Genomic DNA, 16,509 nt, shown 5'->3' on the forward strand with positions numbered 1-16,509 from the left:
GGTTCCTTATGCTTTGTAGCCCAGATCCCTGGAGATTTCCCAGGCGGTTTTTTTTACCTTGTCAGCCAGTGCGTCGATATTTTCCGGCATGACATGCAAGGTGGTGCCCACGACGGAAATCGCTGCCGTGACGCGATGTGCTGCATTGAATACCGGCGCGCTGATACAGCGGATATTCGCCACATCTTCTTCATCATCGAAAGCCCATCCGCGCTGATGGATTTGCTGTAACGCCGTGCGCAGCTGCTGAGCACTGGTCAGCGAGTTGGGCAATACCGGGCTGAATTCCAGTGCAGCAATCAGTGCGTCCTGACGTTCACGACCGCACCAGGTCAGCAGACATTTGCCCAGCGAAGAGCGGCACAGAGACAGGCGTTTTCCTTCCCAGGTGCGAACCTGAATATTCGACTGGCTTTCGACTTTGATCAGATAAATCGGCGTATCCCCGTCCAGCACGCCGAGATGACAGAGCAGCCCGGTGTCGTGCATCAGTGCTTTCAGATGCGGGAGTGCGACATTGCGCAAATCGAGCTGGCGGGAAACCTGACTGCCCAGCTCCAGCAATCTGAGCCCGAGGCGGTAATTACCGGAATTTGACTGCGTAACTAAACGCTGATTTTTCAGTTCCTCCAGCAGCAGATACACGGTGCTTTTGGGCATCCCCAGTTCACTGACCAGCTGGTTCGCGTTGCACTGTCCTTGCCGGGAAATGATGTCGAGAATGGCGACGGCGCGCGTCAGTGCCGGAACTTTTGATTTAGCGATTAATTCCATCATGCTGGAATCCATTCTGTTGAGATGGACAAGTTATAGAGGCAAAAATGAACAGACGACAGGACGCTTGTGATCCTCTGTGATTGAGTTCTCTATAAAGTTGAATATTCCAACATGCTGGAATAACCAGATGATTTAGAAGGGAAAATATTCAGAATAATTCCAGTATGCTGGAATTAACAGGGGCGTTCAGAGGGGAATTTCAGGCATAAAAAAAGCGACCATAAAGGTCGCTTTTTCACATCGGAAACTGCGTTTATCAGGCTTCGATTGCCACACGCAGTTTTTTCATCGCGTTCTTTTCCAGCTGACGAACACGTTCTGCGGATACACCGTATTTATCGGCAAGCTCCTGCAGAGTCGATTTGTTTTCGTCGTCTAACCAGCGGGCACGAATGATATCCTGGCTGCGCTCATCCAGACCTTCCATTGCAGAGGAAAGTTTGTCTGTCGCGTCCTGATCCCAGTTATCTTCTTCGATGGTTTCTGCAAAGTCAGAACTCTTGTCTTGCAGATACAGCATCGGTGCCATCGCAGCGCCGTCGCGTGGTTCATCGTCCGGGGTCGGATCAAACGTCATGTCCTGTGCGGCCATGCGTGATTCCATTTCCAGCACATCTTTGCTGGTTACACCCAGTTCGCGGGCAACGTGCTCCACTTCGTCGTGGCTGAACCAGCCCAGACGCTGTTTGTTTTTACGCAGGTTAAAGAACAGCTTACGCTGCGCTTTGGTGGTGGCGACTTTCACGATGCGCCAGTTACGCAGCACATACTCGTGAATTTCTGCTTTGATCCAATGCACAGCAAAGGACACCAGACGCACACCGACTTCCGGATTAAAACGGCGAACCGCTTTCATCAGGCCGATATTCCCTTCCTGGATAAGGTCTGCCTGTGGCAAACCGTAACCTGAATAGTTGCGGGCAATGTGAGCAACAAAGCGCAGGTGAGACAGGATCAGCTCTTTCGCTGCTTCCAGGTCACCGTCGTAATGCAGCCGTTCAGCCAGCGCCCGTTCTTCCTCTGCGGTGAGCATAGGATAGGCATTGGCGGCCCGAACATAGGCTTCCAGGCTACCTTGGGGTACTAATGCTAAAGTGCGCATTTCTTTGGTCATTCAAGCCTCTCATGTATGACGTAATGCAGGTTTTATACCACGTTGCTGCGGGATGATACCGCTACGTTGCTGGCCTTCAGGGGCGACAACAAAGCAACGCCGAGCCCTTCATATTCGCTGCTCTACGACCACGAATTTTACATAAAGTTCACGGACAGATTCAACAGTCTGATGACTGTATGTGACAGACTGACTATTGGATAGTGAATTTGTGCCATTGCAGGGGAAGCAGGAAAATGATGGGACGATATAGCAAGAATCGGCTGTTCCCCTGTACACAAAGACTGAGCAGCAGGGGAACATTATAGCAAATTATCGCTACTGTGGTGTAAATCGCCGTAAATGTTGAACCGTCGCCAGCCAGGCGGCAATCCAGCCAATCATCGCGGACACGATCAGCAGCAGCAGGCTTTCATCCCAGCCCAGACCGTGCAGGTCAAAGGTGGTACCGAACACCTGTGCCACCTGGGTCACTACGCTCTCAAGGCGCAGCACCAGCACTTCCGAGAGGATCAGCGACAACAATGCGCCGGTGAAACCGAGCATCGCGCCGCCATTCAGGAACGGTCTGAGTATGAACCCGTCGGTCGCGCCAATCAGCTTCATCACGTTGATGGTATCGCGTCGGCTGAAGATGCTCAGTCGCACACTGTTACCAATAACCAGGAAGACGGCGATCACCATCAGCACGCCGATCATCGCCGCAATCTGCCCGACCAGACCGGTGAGCGCCGCAAGACGGGCAAACCAGCTGTCATCCATACGCACTTCATCCACGCCATGAACGGCCGCCACGCGGTCGCGCAAGGTGTTGAGTGTCGCAGAATCCTGGAAATTCATTTTAGGCGTGATGATAGCCACCGCTGGCAGCGGATTTTGCTCCAGCATGTCCATTGCGCCGCCAAAGCCAGACCAGTTGCGGAACTCGCCCATCGCTTCTTCACGGGACAGATAATTAACTTTATCCACGCCCGCTTCTGTTTTGAGGGTTTTCACCACGTTTTCTGCGGCGTCATCATCCAGCGCTTTGTCGAGATACACGGTCAGCTGCGGCGTCGGATACCACTGTTCTGCCGCGGTACTGACGTTTTTCCACACCAGATAACAGACGCTCGGTAGCGTCAGGGAAATCGCGATTACCATCACCGTGAGCAGTGTTGCCAGCGGCTGACGCAGCATGTCAGCCAGCGCGTTCATCCACGCATAACGCCACTGTTCGCGCCAGCCACCCTGCAACGCTTTGCTTTTTGCGGCACGGGCGCTTTTTGCGGTTTTCGCCGGGTTCGGACTGTTCGCCATTAGTACACCCCTCCCGACATACGCCCCTGACTCAGCGTCAGCGTACGGTAATTACGACGGGCAATAAGACCCACATCATGCGTCGCCATCAGAACGGTAACGCCGACGCGGTTAAATTCTTCGAACAGACGCAAAATGCCTTCCGACAATTCGCCATCGAGATTACCGGTCGGTTCATCCGCCAGCAGCACCGCAGGCTTGTTCACCACCGCACGGGCGATGCCCACACGTTGTTGTTCACCACCGGAAAGCTGGATTGGCAGGTTCTTCGCTTTATCCAGTAATCCGACTTTATCCAGCGCAGCCGACACGCGACGGCGAATATCTTCGCTGCTGGCCCCGGAAATGATCAGCGGCATCGCCACGTTGTCATACACGGTGCGATCCATCAGCAGATGGTGATCCTGAAAGATCATGCCGATCTGACGACGCAGAAATGGCACTTCGCTGGATTTCAGACGGCTGATGTCATGGCCGCCAAACAAAATATGTCCGGCACTCGGGCGTTCAATGCCGCAAATCAGCTTGAGCAGGGTACTTTTACCCGCGCCTGAGTGTCCGGTCAGAAATGCCATTTCCGCTTGCTGGATGTGAAAGTTGACGCCCTGAAGCGCCTGTCGTCCGCCCAGATAAGCTTTACTGACCTGTTCAAAGCGAATCATCCGTATTAATCCTCTCGGGCAAAAAGTGCCTCAATAAAATCGTCTGCCTTAAACGGCCTTAAATCTTCGATACCTTCACCGACACCAATGTAGCGGATCGGAATGCTGAACTGATCGGCGATGGCAAAGATCACGCCGCCTTTCGCGGTGCCATCCAGTTTAGTCAGCGTTATCCCGGTCAGCCCGACGGCTTCGTTGAATAATTTCGCCTGACTCACCGCATTCTGGCCGGTGCTGGCATCGAGCGTCAGCATCACTTCATGCGGCGCATCTTCGTCGAGCTTCTTCATCACGCGGACGATTTTCTTCAGCTCTTCCATCAGGTGCGCTTTGTTCTGCAAACGCCCGGCAGTATCGGCAATCAGCACGTCGATATTACGGGCTTTCGCCGCCTGAATCGCATCGAAGATAACGGACGCGGAATCGGCACCGGTATGCTGTGCAATCACCGGGATCTTGTTGCGCTGACCCCAGACCTGCAACTGTTCAACGGCTGCGGCACGGAACGTATCGCCCGCCGCCAGCATCACAGATTTACCCTGTGCTTCAAACTGGCGCGCCATTTTACCGATGGTGGTAGTTTTACCGACGCCGTTTACACCAACCATCAGAATGACATACGGGGTTTTCCCGCTGACATCCAGTGGCTCGTCAACTTTCGCCAGTATTTCGGACATTTCTTCCTTCAGCTTACCGTACAGCGCGTCAGCATCTTTCAGCTGTTTACGCGAAGCGTGTTCGGTCAGTGAAGCAATGATTTTACGGGTAGTTTCGACGCCAACGTCGGCGATTAACAGCTGTTCTTCCAGCTCTTGGAACAGATCGTCGTCGATTTTCTTACCGCGGAACAGGCCGACAAAACCGGAACCCAGATTCTGCTTGGTTTTGACCAGACTGCGTTTCAGACGCGCAAAGAAACCTTCTTTGGTCGGACGCTCCTGCTCGGTTTCACCGGCAGGTAAAACGACGATAGGATCCAGCGCCACCGGCAGTGGTTCTTCGGCTGCGACAGAATCATCAACATAATCAATGGCATCAAGACGTTCGTCTTCGGCAATTTCTTCGGCCGATTCAGCAAATTCGTCTTCAGCAACATCTTCTTCAATCAGATCGTCTTCAACCACCACTGGCTGCGCAGCAACCTGTTCGGTGATGTGAACAATTTCTTCTGCCAGTTCAGCGGCGGCCTGTTCGCGAACCGGTTCAGGTTCTTTTAGCGGTTCCGGCTCAATTTCTGGCTCAGGTTCCACTTCCGGTGCCGGTTCGACTTCTGGCTCAGGTTCAACCACAGGTGCGATTTCTGCGGCAGATTCTGCGGAGGCTGCGGTATCCCATTCGCCAGGATGCTGCTCAACCGGAACACCCGGCTCTTCGGCTAGCGGATGTTCTTCAACGACCGCATGTTCTTCAACAACAGACTGTTCTTCAATAACAGGCTGTTCTTCGCGGATTTCTTCCTTCTGCTGCTCTTCTTCCTGACGGCCACGGCCAAACCAGGAGAAGAAACCGCGTTTTTTATCTTTTGCCATTTTACAACTTCACTCCTCGCCGTTAATGACTGGCGAACGGATTATTAATAGGGTTATGGTCAGGCAGTCTATCACTTTCCCCTGCAGGCAACACGCCCGCGTATTGAATTCCGGTGGTTTTTCAATCGACAATGTTAAACATTTGCCCAATGGCTGCACACCGGTAGAATAGCCTTCCAAACGATATGCAACGAAGCCTGACGGCTTTGGATTACACAAGCGAACTATGGCAAAGAAACCCAACACTCCCGCCGCCGGCCAGATCCGAATTATTGGCGGACAATGGCGCGGACGCAAACTTCCGGTTCCACATAGCCCGGGACTGCGCCCGACCACCGATCGCGTACGCGAAACGCTGTTTAACTGGCTGGCGCCGGTTTTACAGGGCGCACATTGCCTGGACTGTTTTGCAGGCAGCGGCGCGCTCGGTCTGGAAGCCTTGTCACGTTATGCGGCCAGCGCCACACTGCTGGAGTTTGAACGCCCGGTTGCGCAACAGTTAGAGAAAAACCTGGCGCTGCTAAACGCCAGTGATGCGAAAGTATTTAACGTCAATACATTGAACTGGCTGGCAAAAGCCGGAAATGCCTTTGATGTGGTTTTCCTCGATCCGCCTTTCCGTAAAGGCATTCTGCAAGACACCCTGAACCTGCTGGAGCAAAACCAGTGGCTGGCGGATGAAGCCTGGATTTATGTCGAAACAGAAGCCGAGCACGGTACATTGGATGTGCCCGCCAGCTGGCGGCTGCACCGTGAAAAAGTCGCCGGACAAGTTGCTTATCGCCTCTACCATCGCGATGTGACGCCTGAAACCGGCTCACCAGAACAGGAGCAGTAAGATGTTGATCAATATTGGTCGGTTGTTGATGTTATGTATTTGGGCGTTTCTGGCGTTTAACCTGATCCACCCGTTCCCGAAGCCGATCAAATACTTTTTAGACGTGGCGATTGTGTTCATGTTCTTTATGCACGGCCTGCAGGTGATGCTGCTTAAAGCCACGCAGGGCAAGGAAAAGGACACCATCGGCCCGTGGCTGCAAACCCGCATCTTCCTGTTCGGCGTGTTCGAACTGATGGCGTGGCAGAAAAAACAGCCGCCGCTGCCCGCTAAAAAGTAATGCCTGTATTGACGGCGCGTCAGGCGCCGTTCATTTCCTGCGTCGCCCCACTGTTTTAAAACTGCGTTAATCAGACCCGTCGTTACGGGGATTTCTGATTGTCGCCGGTGTGCCCTCTCTCCTACACTGAAAGCAAGTACAGGAAAACAGGATGTGTTTTCCTGAAGGCAGATCCTTGCATCGTTTCCATGTTCTGTTCTTACATTTAAAAGGATAAACAATGAGTTGGCCATTCCTCGCAGTATTTTTCTCTGGCTGGTTATTCGTTGACGCCAGCTATCGCGGCCCGCGCTGGCAGCGCTGGGTGTTTAAACCCGTCACCTTACTGCTGCTGCTTTTGCTTGCCTGGCAGGCACCCACGCTCAATGTTTACAGCTACCTGATCCTGCTGGGACTGGCGGCGACGCTGGTGGCAGACGGCCTGCTGTTGCTGCCTGAAGAGCGGTTCATGTACGCCATCGGGGCGTTCTTCCTCTCGCATCTGCTGTATACGTTGAGTTTCGCCAGCCAGATGACCATTACCTTCTTCTGGCCGTTGCCACTGACGCTGCTGATTATCGGCGCCATATTGCTGGCAGTGATCTGGACGCGGCTGGCTGAGCTGAGATGGCCAGTGACCACTTACATCGCGATGACCCTGCTGATGGTCTGGCTGGCAGGCGAGCAGTATTTCGCGCGCAGTACCGACATGGCGTTTTCGCTGTTCTGCGGCGCGGTGCTGTTGCTGCTGGCGAATATTCTGTGGCTGGTCAGCCGCTATCGCTTCAAATTCCGTGCGGCAGACGCACTGGTCGCCGCCTGTTACTTTGGCGGTCACTTCCTGATCGTCCGCTCACTTTATTTGTAAATGACTCAATAACACTGACTACAATCCCCAAAATAATTCGAGTTGCAGAAAGGCGGCAACTGAAGGAATCCCGATGAGCTTACTCAGGTAAGTGATTCGGGTGACTGAGGGCAGCTAACGCATCTGCAGCTCAAAGTATGAAGGGGATTAAAATTGCTTGACCTTAGAGCTGACTCCAGGGTTTACACTGGTCGTAATTCCACTCGGTTTCGAACCGGAGGCTTTATGATCCCAATGAAAAATAACAACAGCTGTAGCTGCGGATGTCAGAGCAAACGCGCGCCTGGACTGCATATCAACAAAATCGGCGCTATTGCCCAGTCCGGTACACATCCTGCCAGCTGTTGCAGTGATAAATCCCCGCTGGCGGTGTCGGCTTGTGCCACCACTTCTGACAGTTGCTGTGCGCCGAAAGCAGGTGAGCACTCACATACTTCTGATGACGGCAGCACAGAAGGTTCGCCGGGCGAAGATGACCCCAGCGCGCCGCCTTCCGGCACTCAGCAATACAGCTGGAAAGTGGAAGGTATGGATTGCCCGGCCTGTGCCCGCAAAATCGAAAATTCTGTCGCCGGTCTTGATGGCGTAAACCGCGCCAGAGTGCTTTTCGCGACAGAAAAACTGGTCATTGATTCCAGCCACGACATCTCACAAAACGTGATACAGGCCGTGACCGGTGCAGGTTTTACCCTGCAATCCCTCGATAAAAACCAACATACTCCGCAACCGGAAGAGTCACGTCTGAAAGAGGCGCTGCCGCTGATCGCCCTTTCGGTTCTGATGCTGCTGAGCTGGGTGCTCGACCATTTCAACCCGCAAATGGGTGAAATTGCGTTTATCGCCACCACACTGGTGGGACTGTGGCCGGTGCTTCGTCAGGCGATCCGCCAGACCCGTTCCGGCTCGCCTTTCGCCATCGAAACCCTGATGAGCATTGCCGCAATCGGCGCGCTGTTTATCGGTGCCACTGCCGAAGCGGCGATGGTGTTGCTGCTGTTTATGGTCGGCGAACGCCTTGAATCCTTTGCCGCCAACCGGGCGCGCAGCGGTGTGAAATCCCTGATGGCGCTGATACCCGATACCGCCGTCCGCGTAGTGAATGGTAAATCTGAAACCGTGCCGGTCAGCAGTTTGCGTCCCGGCGACATTATCGAAATCGCCGCAGGCGCACGTCTGCCCGCCGATGCCATTTTGCAAAGCGCTGCCAGTTTCGATGAAAGTGCCCTGACCGGCGAGTCGGTACCTGTAGACCATCAGCCCGGTGAGAAAGTCCCCGCGGGCAGCCTGTGCGTTGACCGCCTCGCACGTCTGGAAGTGGCTTCTGCACCCGGCAACAGCGCCATCGACCGCATCCTGCAACTGATCGAAGAAGCCGATGAACGCCGTGCGCCAATCGAGCGTTTCCTCGATACTTTCAGCCGCTATTACACACCGGTCATTATGCTGATGGCGCTGCTGGTGATTGTCGTTCCGCCGCTGGCAATGGGACTGTCGTGGGAAACCTGGATTTACCGCGGGCTGACTTTATTGCTGATTGGTTGCCCGTGCGCCCTGGTAATTTCAACGCCGGCAGCGATCACCTCCGGGCTGGCCGCGGCGACGCGTCAGGGCGCTTTAATCAAAGGCGGTGCAGCGCTGGAACAACTGGCGCTGATTCAAACCGTAGCGCTGGATAAAACCGGCACACTGACCGAAGGCAAGCCCGAAGTCACTGACGTTTTAATCCTGAACGGTGCCAGTGAAGGCGAAGTGTTAAGTCTGGCCTCGGCGGTGGAAGAAGGTTCGCATCACCCGCTGGCACAGGCGATTTTAGCCCGTGCAAAAATCAGTAATCCGTTACCGCTCACGGCGCAGGATCGCCGCGCGCTGGCCGGTTCAGGCGTGGAAGGTCTCGTTTCAGGTCGCAAAATTCAGGTACTGGCACCAAAAAGCGTGACTGAAAACAGTCTGACAGCGGAAACCCTTACGCAAATTACTGACTGGGAATCCACCGGAAAAACCGTGGTGGTAGTGTTGCAGGAAAATAATGCGATCGGGCTGATTGCCATGCAGGATCGTCTGCGTGATGACGCGGCAGAGGCGTTGCAGAAACTTAAAGCACTCGGCGTTTCAGCAGTGATGCTGACCGGTGACAATCCGCGGGCTGCGAAAACCATCGCTGACCGGCTGGGCATTGATTTCCGTGCAGGTTTACTGCCTGCGGATAAAGTCTCGGCGGTCACCGCGCTGAATGCGCAAAAACCGGTGGCAATGGTCGGTGATGGCATTAACGATGCGCCGGCGATGAAAGCCGCGACTATCGGTATTGCTATGGGAAGCGGAACGGACGTCGCGCTGGAAACGGCGGATGCCGCACTGACGCACAACCGTCTGAGCGGGCTGGCGCAGATGATCAGCCTGTCACGCGCCACCCGGGCAAATATCCGTCAGAACATCACGATCGCGCTGGGGCTGAAAGCGATTTTCCTGGTCACCACGCTGATGGGGCTGACCGGATTGTGGCTGGCCGTGCTGGCGGACTCCGGCGCAACGGCGCTGGTCACCGCCAATGCGCTAAGGCTGTTGCGCAATAAATCGAAATAAGCTTAATCGATGCGAACGTAATCGCAGCAGACAAGACTCAGGGCTGAGCTATCAGCCCTGTTTTTCGACTAAACCTTTGCACAATAAATAGCGATACGGCTGAGCTTCGGTATCCGATGCCAGCAGCGTATGTTCCATAAAACGGCAGAAACCGGGAATATCGCGGGTCGTTGCCGGATCATCGGCGATGATCAACAGCGTTTCGCCATCTTTCATGGTGCGTACCGCTTTGCGAACCATCATCACAGGTTCCGGGCAACGCAGGCCGAGCGCATCAAGCTGATGGTCGGGATTGATAAAGGGATCGGTCATTTCGTGTCTCAACATCTTCGGGCGCGGCAAAGCCTGATAGTTTAACCCGCTGGATTTCCCGCGCAACTGACACGGCTCATTGCGCTAAAATTAACCGTCGGATCTGTTGCGCAAACGGTGTGCAAACAGGTACTATGCGCGCCGCAAACCGCTAACGCCCCTGCGACAGCTTCAAGAACGCAGGGTATTTGGGTTCCCTCACCCCAATTTGTTCATAAAAAAAGGTCACATATATGTACTCCTTTACTGCTCAGCAGCGGTTTTCCGCGCTGATATGGCTTTCGCTATTCCACATTGCCATCATCACTTCCAGTAACTATCTGGTTCAGTTACCCGTCTCCATTTTTGGTTTCCATACCACCTGGGGCGCGTTCACCTTCCCGTTCATTTTTCTGGCTACTGACCTGACCGTCCGTATATTCGGCGCGCCGCTGGCACGACGGATTATACTTTCCGTGATGGTGCCTGCGCTGGCGATTTCCTATGTCATCTCGGCGTTATTCTTTGAAGCGCAATGGCAGGGAGCAGAAGCACTCAGCAGCCTGAATATCATGGTCGCGCGTATCGCCACCGCCAGTTTTATGGCGTATGTGCTGGGGCAAATTCTTGACGTTCACGTGTTTAACCGCCTGCGTCAGAATCGCCGCTGGTGGATAGCGCCGGTGGCCTCAATGTTCCTCGGCAATATCAGCGACACTCTGTCGTTCTTCTTTATCGCTTTCTACAAAAGTACCGATGCTTTTATGGCGCAGCACTGGGTGGAAATCGCGATGGTAGATTACACATTCAAAGTGCTGATCTGCCTGGTATTCTTCCTGCCGATGTACGGCATGCTGCTGAATATGCTGCTTAAGCGTTTATCCGCGCAGGGAAATAACCCGCATTCTGCCGTCCGCGTGCACTAAACTGTGAGCGGGGAAGACACAAATCGCGCCATAATCTGACTTGCTTTTGTGGCCTGAATAGGTTGCCATAAAGGCTGTTAAGTCAACATGTAAGCCTGGTTAACAGGCCACTTAAGGAAGCCCGATGCGTAATATCGCGAAAATGATGGGAATGGCAGTACTGATCGCTGGTCTGGCTGCGTGTGACGGTAAAACTACCGATGCACCTGCCGCAGATAAAGGTGCGCCAGCGGCCTCAGCAACGGCAGCGACCGTACCGGTCAGCCTGCTGGAAGGTAAAGTCACCTTCTCCCTGCCGCAGGGAATGAGCGACCAGAGCGGTAAGCTGGGCACTCAGGCAAACAATATGCATGTGTACGCTGACAGCACCGGTCAGAAAGCCGTGATTGTGATCCTGGGTGATAACACCACCGAATCGCTGGATGTTCTGGCGGGTCGTTTACAGGATCAGCAAAAAGCTCGTGATACCAATCTGCAGGTTGTGACCAATAAATCTATTCAGGTCAATGGCCAGACGCTGCAACAACTGGATACCGTGATCACTTCTGCGGGTCAGAAAGCTTACTCTTCCATCGTACTGGGCAAAGTAGACAGCCATTTGCTGACCCTGCAAATCACCCTGCCAGCGGATAATCAGCAGCAGGCGCAGACCGATGCAGAAACCATTATCAACACCCTGAAAATTCAATAAATTCAGAGGTATTGAAAATATCAGGCGGGGCTCAGGCTCCGCCTTTTTTTATGCTGTTACTGCCACTCAAAAAATTCACTTTATAAGCGGAACAGATAACGTTTTATTACTTTCAATGAAGTACAGTGATATAGAACAGAGAGTAACTGATAGTATTGTTATATATATTAACCAGTACACATCATAAAATGGAATAATTAACTTAAGGAATAAGTTATGTACCATAGTGATTTCATTATTAATAAGTTGCATTAGGCATAACAACGTCCATTTGCCTTGGATTCAATATTCATACCAGCTTCAGCCAGAAAATTAGCAAGGTGTCCGCACTTGCCGCTGCCGGAATAGGCTTATACGGATACGTACAGGAAGCCGCAGAGAGTGCAGAACGTTTGCAGGTTCTTAGCCCCGCGTATTACTACGCGTTGTATGTGCGAAAATTAGAAATGATGTATTTTTTAGTTGAACCTGTTTTTATGAAAGCCCTCTCATTTAGCACGAATCTTACATCAGATGATGAAGTCGCAAAAACAATAATTGATATGGTAAAGTGAATGTCATGATCGATTTTTTAAAGAGGTGGTTTAAACATCAACTGTCTTATTTTTTCTGGACTTACATTCCATTAATTATAACTGTGATTTTCGGTGTATTTATGGTGAGTTTTTTTCCTGACATCGCGATACAGTCAATTGGGGCGTTTTTCCTGTTGATGTTAGTTTTCGTTTTTTTATTCTCACGGTAAATTTCATGCAATCTAATTAAATGAGTCTTTTGAAATGTCACAGACCTGCCAGGCGGGGCTCAGTCTCCGCTTTTTTTGTCTTATGCTGTTACTCAATCTCACAAACCCGCCTCCGCTGTAATAAAAATGTAACATTTCCGTCATAAATCACAGTTCGTTTGTGCGCGAATAGCTAAAATGATGTTCGTTTTGGAACACACCGGCTTCGCCATTTCGTCCGTGGCTCACGATGAGTCCCACCTGATTTATGCCATCGGAGGCATTTATGCTCAGTATCTTTAAACCCGCGCCCCACAAAGCTCCTGTTGATGAGGCCCACGTCGATCCGCTCTACCGCCGTCTCCGCTGGCAAATCTTTATGGGGATATTCTTCGGGTATGCGGCCTACTATCTGGTGCGCAAAAATTTCGCGCTGGCCATGCCTTATCTGATTGATCAGGGCTTTTCCCGTGGAGATCTCGGTTTTGCGCTGTCCGGGATTTCCATTGCTTACGGCATATCAAAATTCATTATGGGGTCAGTGTCTGACCGCTCGAATCCGCGTGTTTTCCTGCCCGCGGGTTTAATTCTGGCTGCGGCGGTTATGTTGTTTATGGGCTTCGTGCCGTGGGCAACATCGAGCATTGCCATCATGTTTGTGTTGCTGTTCCTCTGCGGCTGGTTCCAGGGAATGGGCTGGCCGCCGTGCGGTCGCACCATGGTTCACTGGTGGTCGCAGAAAGAACGCGGCGGCGTGGTGTCGGTATGGAACTGCGCGCATAACGTCGGTGGGGGTATTCCTCCGCTGCTGTTCCTGCTGGGCATGGCGTGGTTTAACGACTGGCATGCGGCGCTGTATATGCCAGCCTTCGGCGCGATCCTGCTGGCGGTATTTGCCTTCATGACCATGCGCGATACGCCGCAATCCTGCGGCCTGCCGCCGATTGAAGAATACAAAAACGATTACCCGCCGGACTATGTGAAAGAGTCAGCCGAGCAGGAACTGACGGCGAAACAGATTTTCATGCAGTACATTTTGCCGAACAAATTGCTGTGGTATATCGCGCTGGCTAACGTTTTTGTTTATCTGCTGCGCTACGGGATCCTGGACTGGTCACCGACTTACCTGAAAGAAGTGAAGCATTTTGCGCTGGATAAATCCTCGTGGGCGTATTTCCTTTATGAATACGCAGGGATCCCCGGCACGCTGCTGTGCGGCTGGATGTCGGACAAAGTGTTTAAAGGCAACCGCGGCGCGACCGGCGTGTTCTTCATGGTGCTGGTGACTATCGCAACCGTCGTTTACTGGCTAAATCCGGTCGGCAATCCGGGCATTGATATGGCCTGTATGATCACCATCGGCTTCCTGATTTACGGGCCTGTGATGTTGATTGGTTTACATGCGCTGGAACTGGCACCGAAAAAAGCGGCCGGAACCGCGGCAGGTTTTACCGGGCTGTTTGGTTATCTGGGCGGCTCGGTCGCGGCCAGCGCCATTGTCGGCTATACCGTGGATTACTTTGGCTGGGACGGCGGGTTTATCGTGATGATTGCCGGTTGTGTGCTGGCCGTTGTGTTGCTTTTACTGACCATGCTCAGCGAGAACAAACACAAAGCGCAACTGAGGAAAAATGCCTGATTGGTTTTGATGTTCGTCGAAAGGCACCGAAAGGTGCCTTTTTTTGTTTTACACAGTTTCAGAAGGGATCCGTCTTCCCGCTGCATCAAACAGTAAAATACTGGCGGCATTAAATCCAAAACTGAGCGGCGTATTTTTAGCAAAAGAGAGCTGTTTCGACGATTTCATTTTCAGGATGTGCTCGCCGAAACGCGCGTATACCAGCGTGGCATCGCCCTGCAATTCTGTGAAATCGACTAAAACGTCAAATGCGTGTTCCGTCGCTTCATTCAGGCGCAACAGCTCAGGGCGGATCGCCAGCGACACGGTTTGTCCATCCTGCGCCGCGGGGAATTTATTGCCCAGCGAAAACATCGGCTGCCCGTCAATACACAACTGGCGGCCCGTCACCTGTGCGGGGATCACATTGATTTTCGGCGTACCGATAAATCCGGCAACAAACAAACTGGCCGGACAGTTGTACAGTTCAACCGGCGAACCAATCTGCTCAATATTGCCCTGATTAAGCACCACAATCCGGTCCGCCAGCGTCATGGCTTCGACCTGATCGTGGGTCACGTAAATCATGGTGTTTTTCAGTCGGGCGTGAAGCTGACTGATTTCCTGACGCATCTGAACGCGCAGCGCGGCATCAAGATTCGACAGCGGCTCGTCAAACAAAAATACTTTCGGCTGCTGAACGATAGAGCGACCGATGGCGACGCGCTGACGCTGCCCGCCGGAAAGATTTTGCGGCAACCGGTCGAGCATCTCGTCCAGCCGCAGGATCAGAGCCGCTTCGCTGATGCGTCGGGCAATTTCAGCCGGTGGCGTTCGGATATTCTTCAGACCAAACGCCAGATTCTGCCTGACGGTCATGTGCGGATAAAGCGCGTAGGATTGAAATACCATCGACAGACCACGCTTTCCGGCGGGCAACTCCGTCACGTCAGTGCCCTCAATGTGGATGGTCCCGCCGCTCAGCCCATCCAGCCCGGCAATCATGCGCAGCAATGTTGATTTACCACAGCCCGACGGCCCTACCAGCACCAGAAATTCGCCGGAACGGATCTCCAGAGTTAAATCGGGGATCACGGCTGTTTTGCCATAGTATTTTTTGACGTTTTTTAGCGTTAAGCCTGACATAGCGTTGTCCTTTGAAACAAAAAGATGCGCGGTTATGCCCCGGCAAGGGTGAGCAGTATTCCGTCAACATCGGTCATTGCGTCCTGATGGCCCCGCCAGATATCAGGTAGAACCACGTATAATTAACCTAAACTCCAGGTCGTGGTGAATATTGGTTTTACCTTCCAGCAACAGGGCTGCGGCTATTTCACCTTTTTTAACCGGGTCCTGTGCGATTGTCGTGAGCCCGATCTCATCCGCTGGCCGGTGAATATTATCAAAACCAGTAACGGCGATATTTCCCGGAACAGATAAACCGCTTTTCCGGCAATAATTAATGGCACCCTGCGCGAAGCGGTCGGACAGGCAAATAAACGCGGTTATACCGGGATTGCTTATCAGTAAGTCCCTGGCCGCTATTTCGCCAAATGTTTCATGATGGTTCGTTTCGCAAAGAAAGCATTTATTCAGATCAATATTCCATTCCCGGAAAGTTGCCACGCAGGCATTCACACGGGTAATCATCACCTGATTATCACCGGAAACACGTTGACTCAATGGCATCACTCCCTTTCGTCCCTGCAGTGAAGGGAATGAAATAATCCCAAATTCACGGTGCCCTTTTTCCAGCAGGTGCAGACAGATTTCCCTCATCGCCCTGTCGTTATCAATGGATACGCTGCTGTGCGAGGGAATTTTAAAATCCGTAGTCACCACGGGCAGATTTTTGGACAACGCTTTGGCGATGATCTGGTCATTATTGTGTGTCGCATTAAGGATATAGCCATCTACAGCCGTATTGATGACACTGGCCCTCGCGCCCTGCCCGATATGCAACGGGATCAGGATAATGCTGACTCCTTTTCGGTCACATTCACCGGCGATGCCTTGCATAAGCTGCACGTCATGACTGTCTGTAAACACATAACTGAGCGTGTCGTTAAAAATAATCCCGATGGCATCCGATTTCCCGGTACGCAATGCCCGACCAAGATTGTCAGGCCCGTAGAAATTAACGGAATGCGCATAATCGATTATTCGTTTTCTTAATGATTCAGACAGTTTGCCCGGATTATTAAATGCATTGGACACCGTGGTGTGCGTCACGCCTAATTCGCGGGCAATTGACTTTAACGTTATCTTACTCAGCTTACACACTCCTGAATGCTGTGAATAAAGGAAGTCTCGCCTCTGAAATGCAATAA

The 16,509-nt window shown here is 52.5% G+C and carries 16 protein-coding genes; 8 read left to right on the forward strand and 8 right to left on the reverse strand.

The features are described 5' to 3' along the window. Positions 1-6 precede the first annotated feature (6 nt). The 5 genes from EC840_RS22560 to ftsY form a co-directional block, all read right to left on the reverse strand. A complete protein-coding gene (locus tag EC840_RS22560) occupies positions 7-777 on the reverse strand; it encodes an IclR family transcriptional regulator (RefSeq protein WP_243701114.1) in 771 nt (256 codons plus the stop codon). 256 nt (positions 778-1,033) lie between these two features. Continuing rightward, entirely contained in the window at positions 1,034-1,891 is an 858-nt protein-coding gene (rpoH, locus tag EC840_RS22565; RefSeq protein WP_112290541.1) for an RNA polymerase sigma factor RpoH, read from the reverse strand. Positions 1,892-2,209: 318 nt separating this feature from the next. Next, complete coding sequence (gene ftsX, locus EC840_RS22570) at positions 2,210-3,190, reverse strand: permease-like cell division protein FtsX (RefSeq protein ID WP_112290540.1); 981 nt, start codon at positions 3,188-3,190, stop codon at positions 2,210-2,212. After that, positions 3,190-3,852: a cell division ATP-binding protein FtsE gene (gene ftsE, locus EC840_RS22575; RefSeq protein WP_013577472.1), complete on the reverse strand. Its 663-nt coding sequence runs from the start codon at positions 3,850-3,852 to the stop codon at positions 3,190-3,192. The genes ftsX and ftsE overlap by 1 nt, the downstream gene beginning before the upstream one ends. A 5-nt stretch (positions 3,853-3,857) precedes the next feature. Continuing rightward, positions 3,858-5,381 carry a signal recognition particle-docking protein FtsY gene (gene ftsY / locus EC840_RS22580; protein ID WP_132967140.1) on the reverse strand — a complete coding sequence of 508 codons (1,524 nt, stop codon included), beginning with the start codon at positions 5,379-5,381 and terminating at the stop codon, positions 3,858-3,860. 226 nt (positions 5,382-5,607) lie between these two features. On the opposite strand from ftsY, the gene rsmD reads away from it, so the two are divergent. From rsmD to EC840_RS22600, 4 genes are all read left to right on the forward strand, one after another. After that, a complete protein-coding gene (rsmD, locus tag EC840_RS22585) occupies positions 5,608-6,219 on the forward strand; it encodes a 16S rRNA (guanine(966)-N(2))-methyltransferase (RefSeq protein ID WP_113878024.1) in 612 nt (203 codons plus the stop codon). Position 6,220: 1 nt separating this feature from the next. Then, on the forward strand, positions 6,221-6,499 hold the full coding sequence (locus EC840_RS22590; RefSeq protein WP_013577475.1) for a DUF1145 family protein: 279 nt from the start codon (positions 6,221-6,223) through the stop codon (positions 6,497-6,499). Positions 6,500-6,719: 220 nt separating this feature from the next. After that, on the forward strand, positions 6,720-7,346 hold the full coding sequence (locus tag EC840_RS22595) for a lysoplasmalogenase (protein WP_112290535.1): 627 nt from the start codon (positions 6,720-6,722) through the stop codon (positions 7,344-7,346). Positions 7,347-7,571: 225 nt separating this feature from the next. After that, entirely contained in the window at positions 7,572-9,929 is a 2,358-nt protein-coding gene (locus tag EC840_RS22600) for a zinc/cadmium/mercury/lead-transporting ATPase (RefSeq protein WP_132967142.1), read from the forward strand. Between the two features lie 51 nt (positions 9,930-9,980). Here the strand turns inward: EC840_RS22600 and tusA are convergent, their stop codons facing one another. Then, the gene (gene tusA / locus EC840_RS22605; RefSeq protein ID WP_112290532.1) at positions 9,981-10,241 is read right to left on the reverse strand and encodes a sulfurtransferase TusA; all 261 of its coding nucleotides are present in this window, start codon (positions 10,239-10,241) and stop codon (positions 9,981-9,983) included. A 233-nt stretch (positions 10,242-10,474) separates the two neighbouring features. On the opposite strand from tusA, the gene EC840_RS22610 reads away from it, so the two are divergent. The 4 genes from EC840_RS22610 (at position 10,475) to glpT (ending at position 14,200) form a co-directional block, all read left to right on the forward strand. Beyond that, on the forward strand, positions 10,475-11,146 hold the full coding sequence (locus EC840_RS22610) for a 7-cyano-7-deazaguanine/7-aminomethyl-7-deazaguanine transporter (RefSeq protein WP_112290530.1): 672 nt from the start codon (positions 10,475-10,477) through the stop codon (positions 11,144-11,146). Positions 11,147-11,270: 124 nt separating this feature from the next. Next, positions 11,271-11,837, forward strand: coding sequence for a DcrB family lipoprotein (locus EC840_RS22615; RefSeq protein ID WP_112290529.1), 567 nt, complete (start codon positions 11,271-11,273; stop codon positions 11,835-11,837). 320 nt (positions 11,838-12,157) lie between these two features. Continuing rightward, positions 12,158-12,391 (forward strand): hypothetical protein, encoded by a 234-nt coding sequence (locus EC840_RS22620; protein ID WP_243701115.1) that lies wholly within the window; start codon positions 12,158-12,160, stop codon positions 12,389-12,391. A 456-nt stretch (positions 12,392-12,847) separates the two neighbouring features. Continuing rightward, positions 12,848-14,200: a glycerol-3-phosphate transporter gene (gene glpT / locus EC840_RS22630; RefSeq protein ID WP_120162786.1), complete on the forward strand. Its 1,353-nt coding sequence runs from the start codon at positions 12,848-12,850 to the stop codon at positions 14,198-14,200. Between the two features lie 48 nt (positions 14,201-14,248). On the opposite strand, the gene ugpC is transcribed toward glpT, so the two are convergent. Then, on the reverse strand, positions 14,249-15,325 hold the full coding sequence (gene ugpC / locus EC840_RS22635) for a sn-glycerol-3-phosphate ABC transporter ATP-binding protein UgpC (RefSeq protein ID WP_132967146.1): 1,077 nt from the start codon (positions 15,323-15,325) through the stop codon (positions 14,249-14,251). Between the two features lie 102 nt (positions 15,326-15,427). Then, the gene (locus EC840_RS22640) at positions 15,428-16,462 is read right to left on the reverse strand and encodes a LacI family DNA-binding transcriptional regulator (protein ID WP_129637853.1); all 1,035 of its coding nucleotides are present in this window, start codon (positions 16,460-16,462) and stop codon (positions 15,428-15,430) included. Positions 16,463-16,509: the final 47 nt, after the last annotated feature.

Origin of the sequence: Rahnella sp. JUb53, assembly GCF_004346065.1 — a bacterium.
Taxonomy (GTDB): Bacteria; Pseudomonadota; Gammaproteobacteria; order Enterobacterales; family Enterobacteriaceae; genus Rahnella; species Rahnella variigena.

Excerpts from the sequence above, each read along its gene's own strand:
- rpoH (WP_112290541.1), bottom strand. The coding sequence starts at position 1,891 with ATGACCAAAGAAATGCGCACTTTAGCATTAGTACCCCAAGGTAGCCTG.
- EC840_RS22600 (WP_132967142.1), top strand. The coding sequence starts at position 7,572 with ATGATCCCAATGAAAAATAACAACAGCTGTAGCTGCGGATGTCAGAGC.
- EC840_RS22560 (WP_243701114.1), bottom strand. The coding sequence starts at position 777 with ATGATGGAATTAATCGCTAAATCAAAAGTTCCGGCACTGACGCGCGCC.
- ftsY (WP_132967140.1), bottom strand. The coding sequence starts at position 5,381 with ATGGCAAAAGATAAAAAACGCGGTTTCTTCTCCTGGTTTGGCCGTGGC.
- EC840_RS22610 (WP_112290530.1), top strand. The coding sequence starts at position 10,475 with ATGTACTCCTTTACTGCTCAGCAGCGGTTTTCCGCGCTGATATGGCTT.
- rsmD (WP_113878024.1), top strand. The coding sequence starts at position 5,608 with ATGGCAAAGAAACCCAACACTCCCGCCGCCGGCCAGATCCGAATTATT.
- ftsE (WP_013577472.1), bottom strand. The coding sequence starts at position 3,852 with ATGATTCGCTTTGAACAGGTCAGTAAAGCTTATCTGGGCGGACGACAG.
- tusA (WP_112290532.1), bottom strand. The coding sequence starts at position 10,241 with ATGACCGATCCCTTTATCAATCCCGACCATCAGCTTGATGCGCTCGGC.
- glpT (WP_120162786.1), top strand. The coding sequence starts at position 12,848 with ATGCTCAGTATCTTTAAACCCGCGCCCCACAAAGCTCCTGTTGATGAG.
- EC840_RS22615 (WP_112290529.1), top strand. The coding sequence starts at position 11,271 with ATGCGTAATATCGCGAAAATGATGGGAATGGCAGTACTGATCGCTGGT.
- EC840_RS22590 (WP_013577475.1), top strand. The coding sequence starts at position 6,221 with ATGTTGATCAATATTGGTCGGTTGTTGATGTTATGTATTTGGGCGTTT.
- EC840_RS22595 (WP_112290535.1), top strand. The coding sequence starts at position 6,720 with ATGAGTTGGCCATTCCTCGCAGTATTTTTCTCTGGCTGGTTATTCGTT.
- ugpC (WP_132967146.1), bottom strand. The coding sequence starts at position 15,325 with ATGTCAGGCTTAACGCTAAAAAACGTCAAAAAATACTATGGCAAAACA.
- ftsX (WP_112290540.1), bottom strand. The coding sequence starts at position 3,190 with ATGGCGAACAGTCCGAACCCGGCGAAAACCGCAAAAAGCGCCCGTGCC.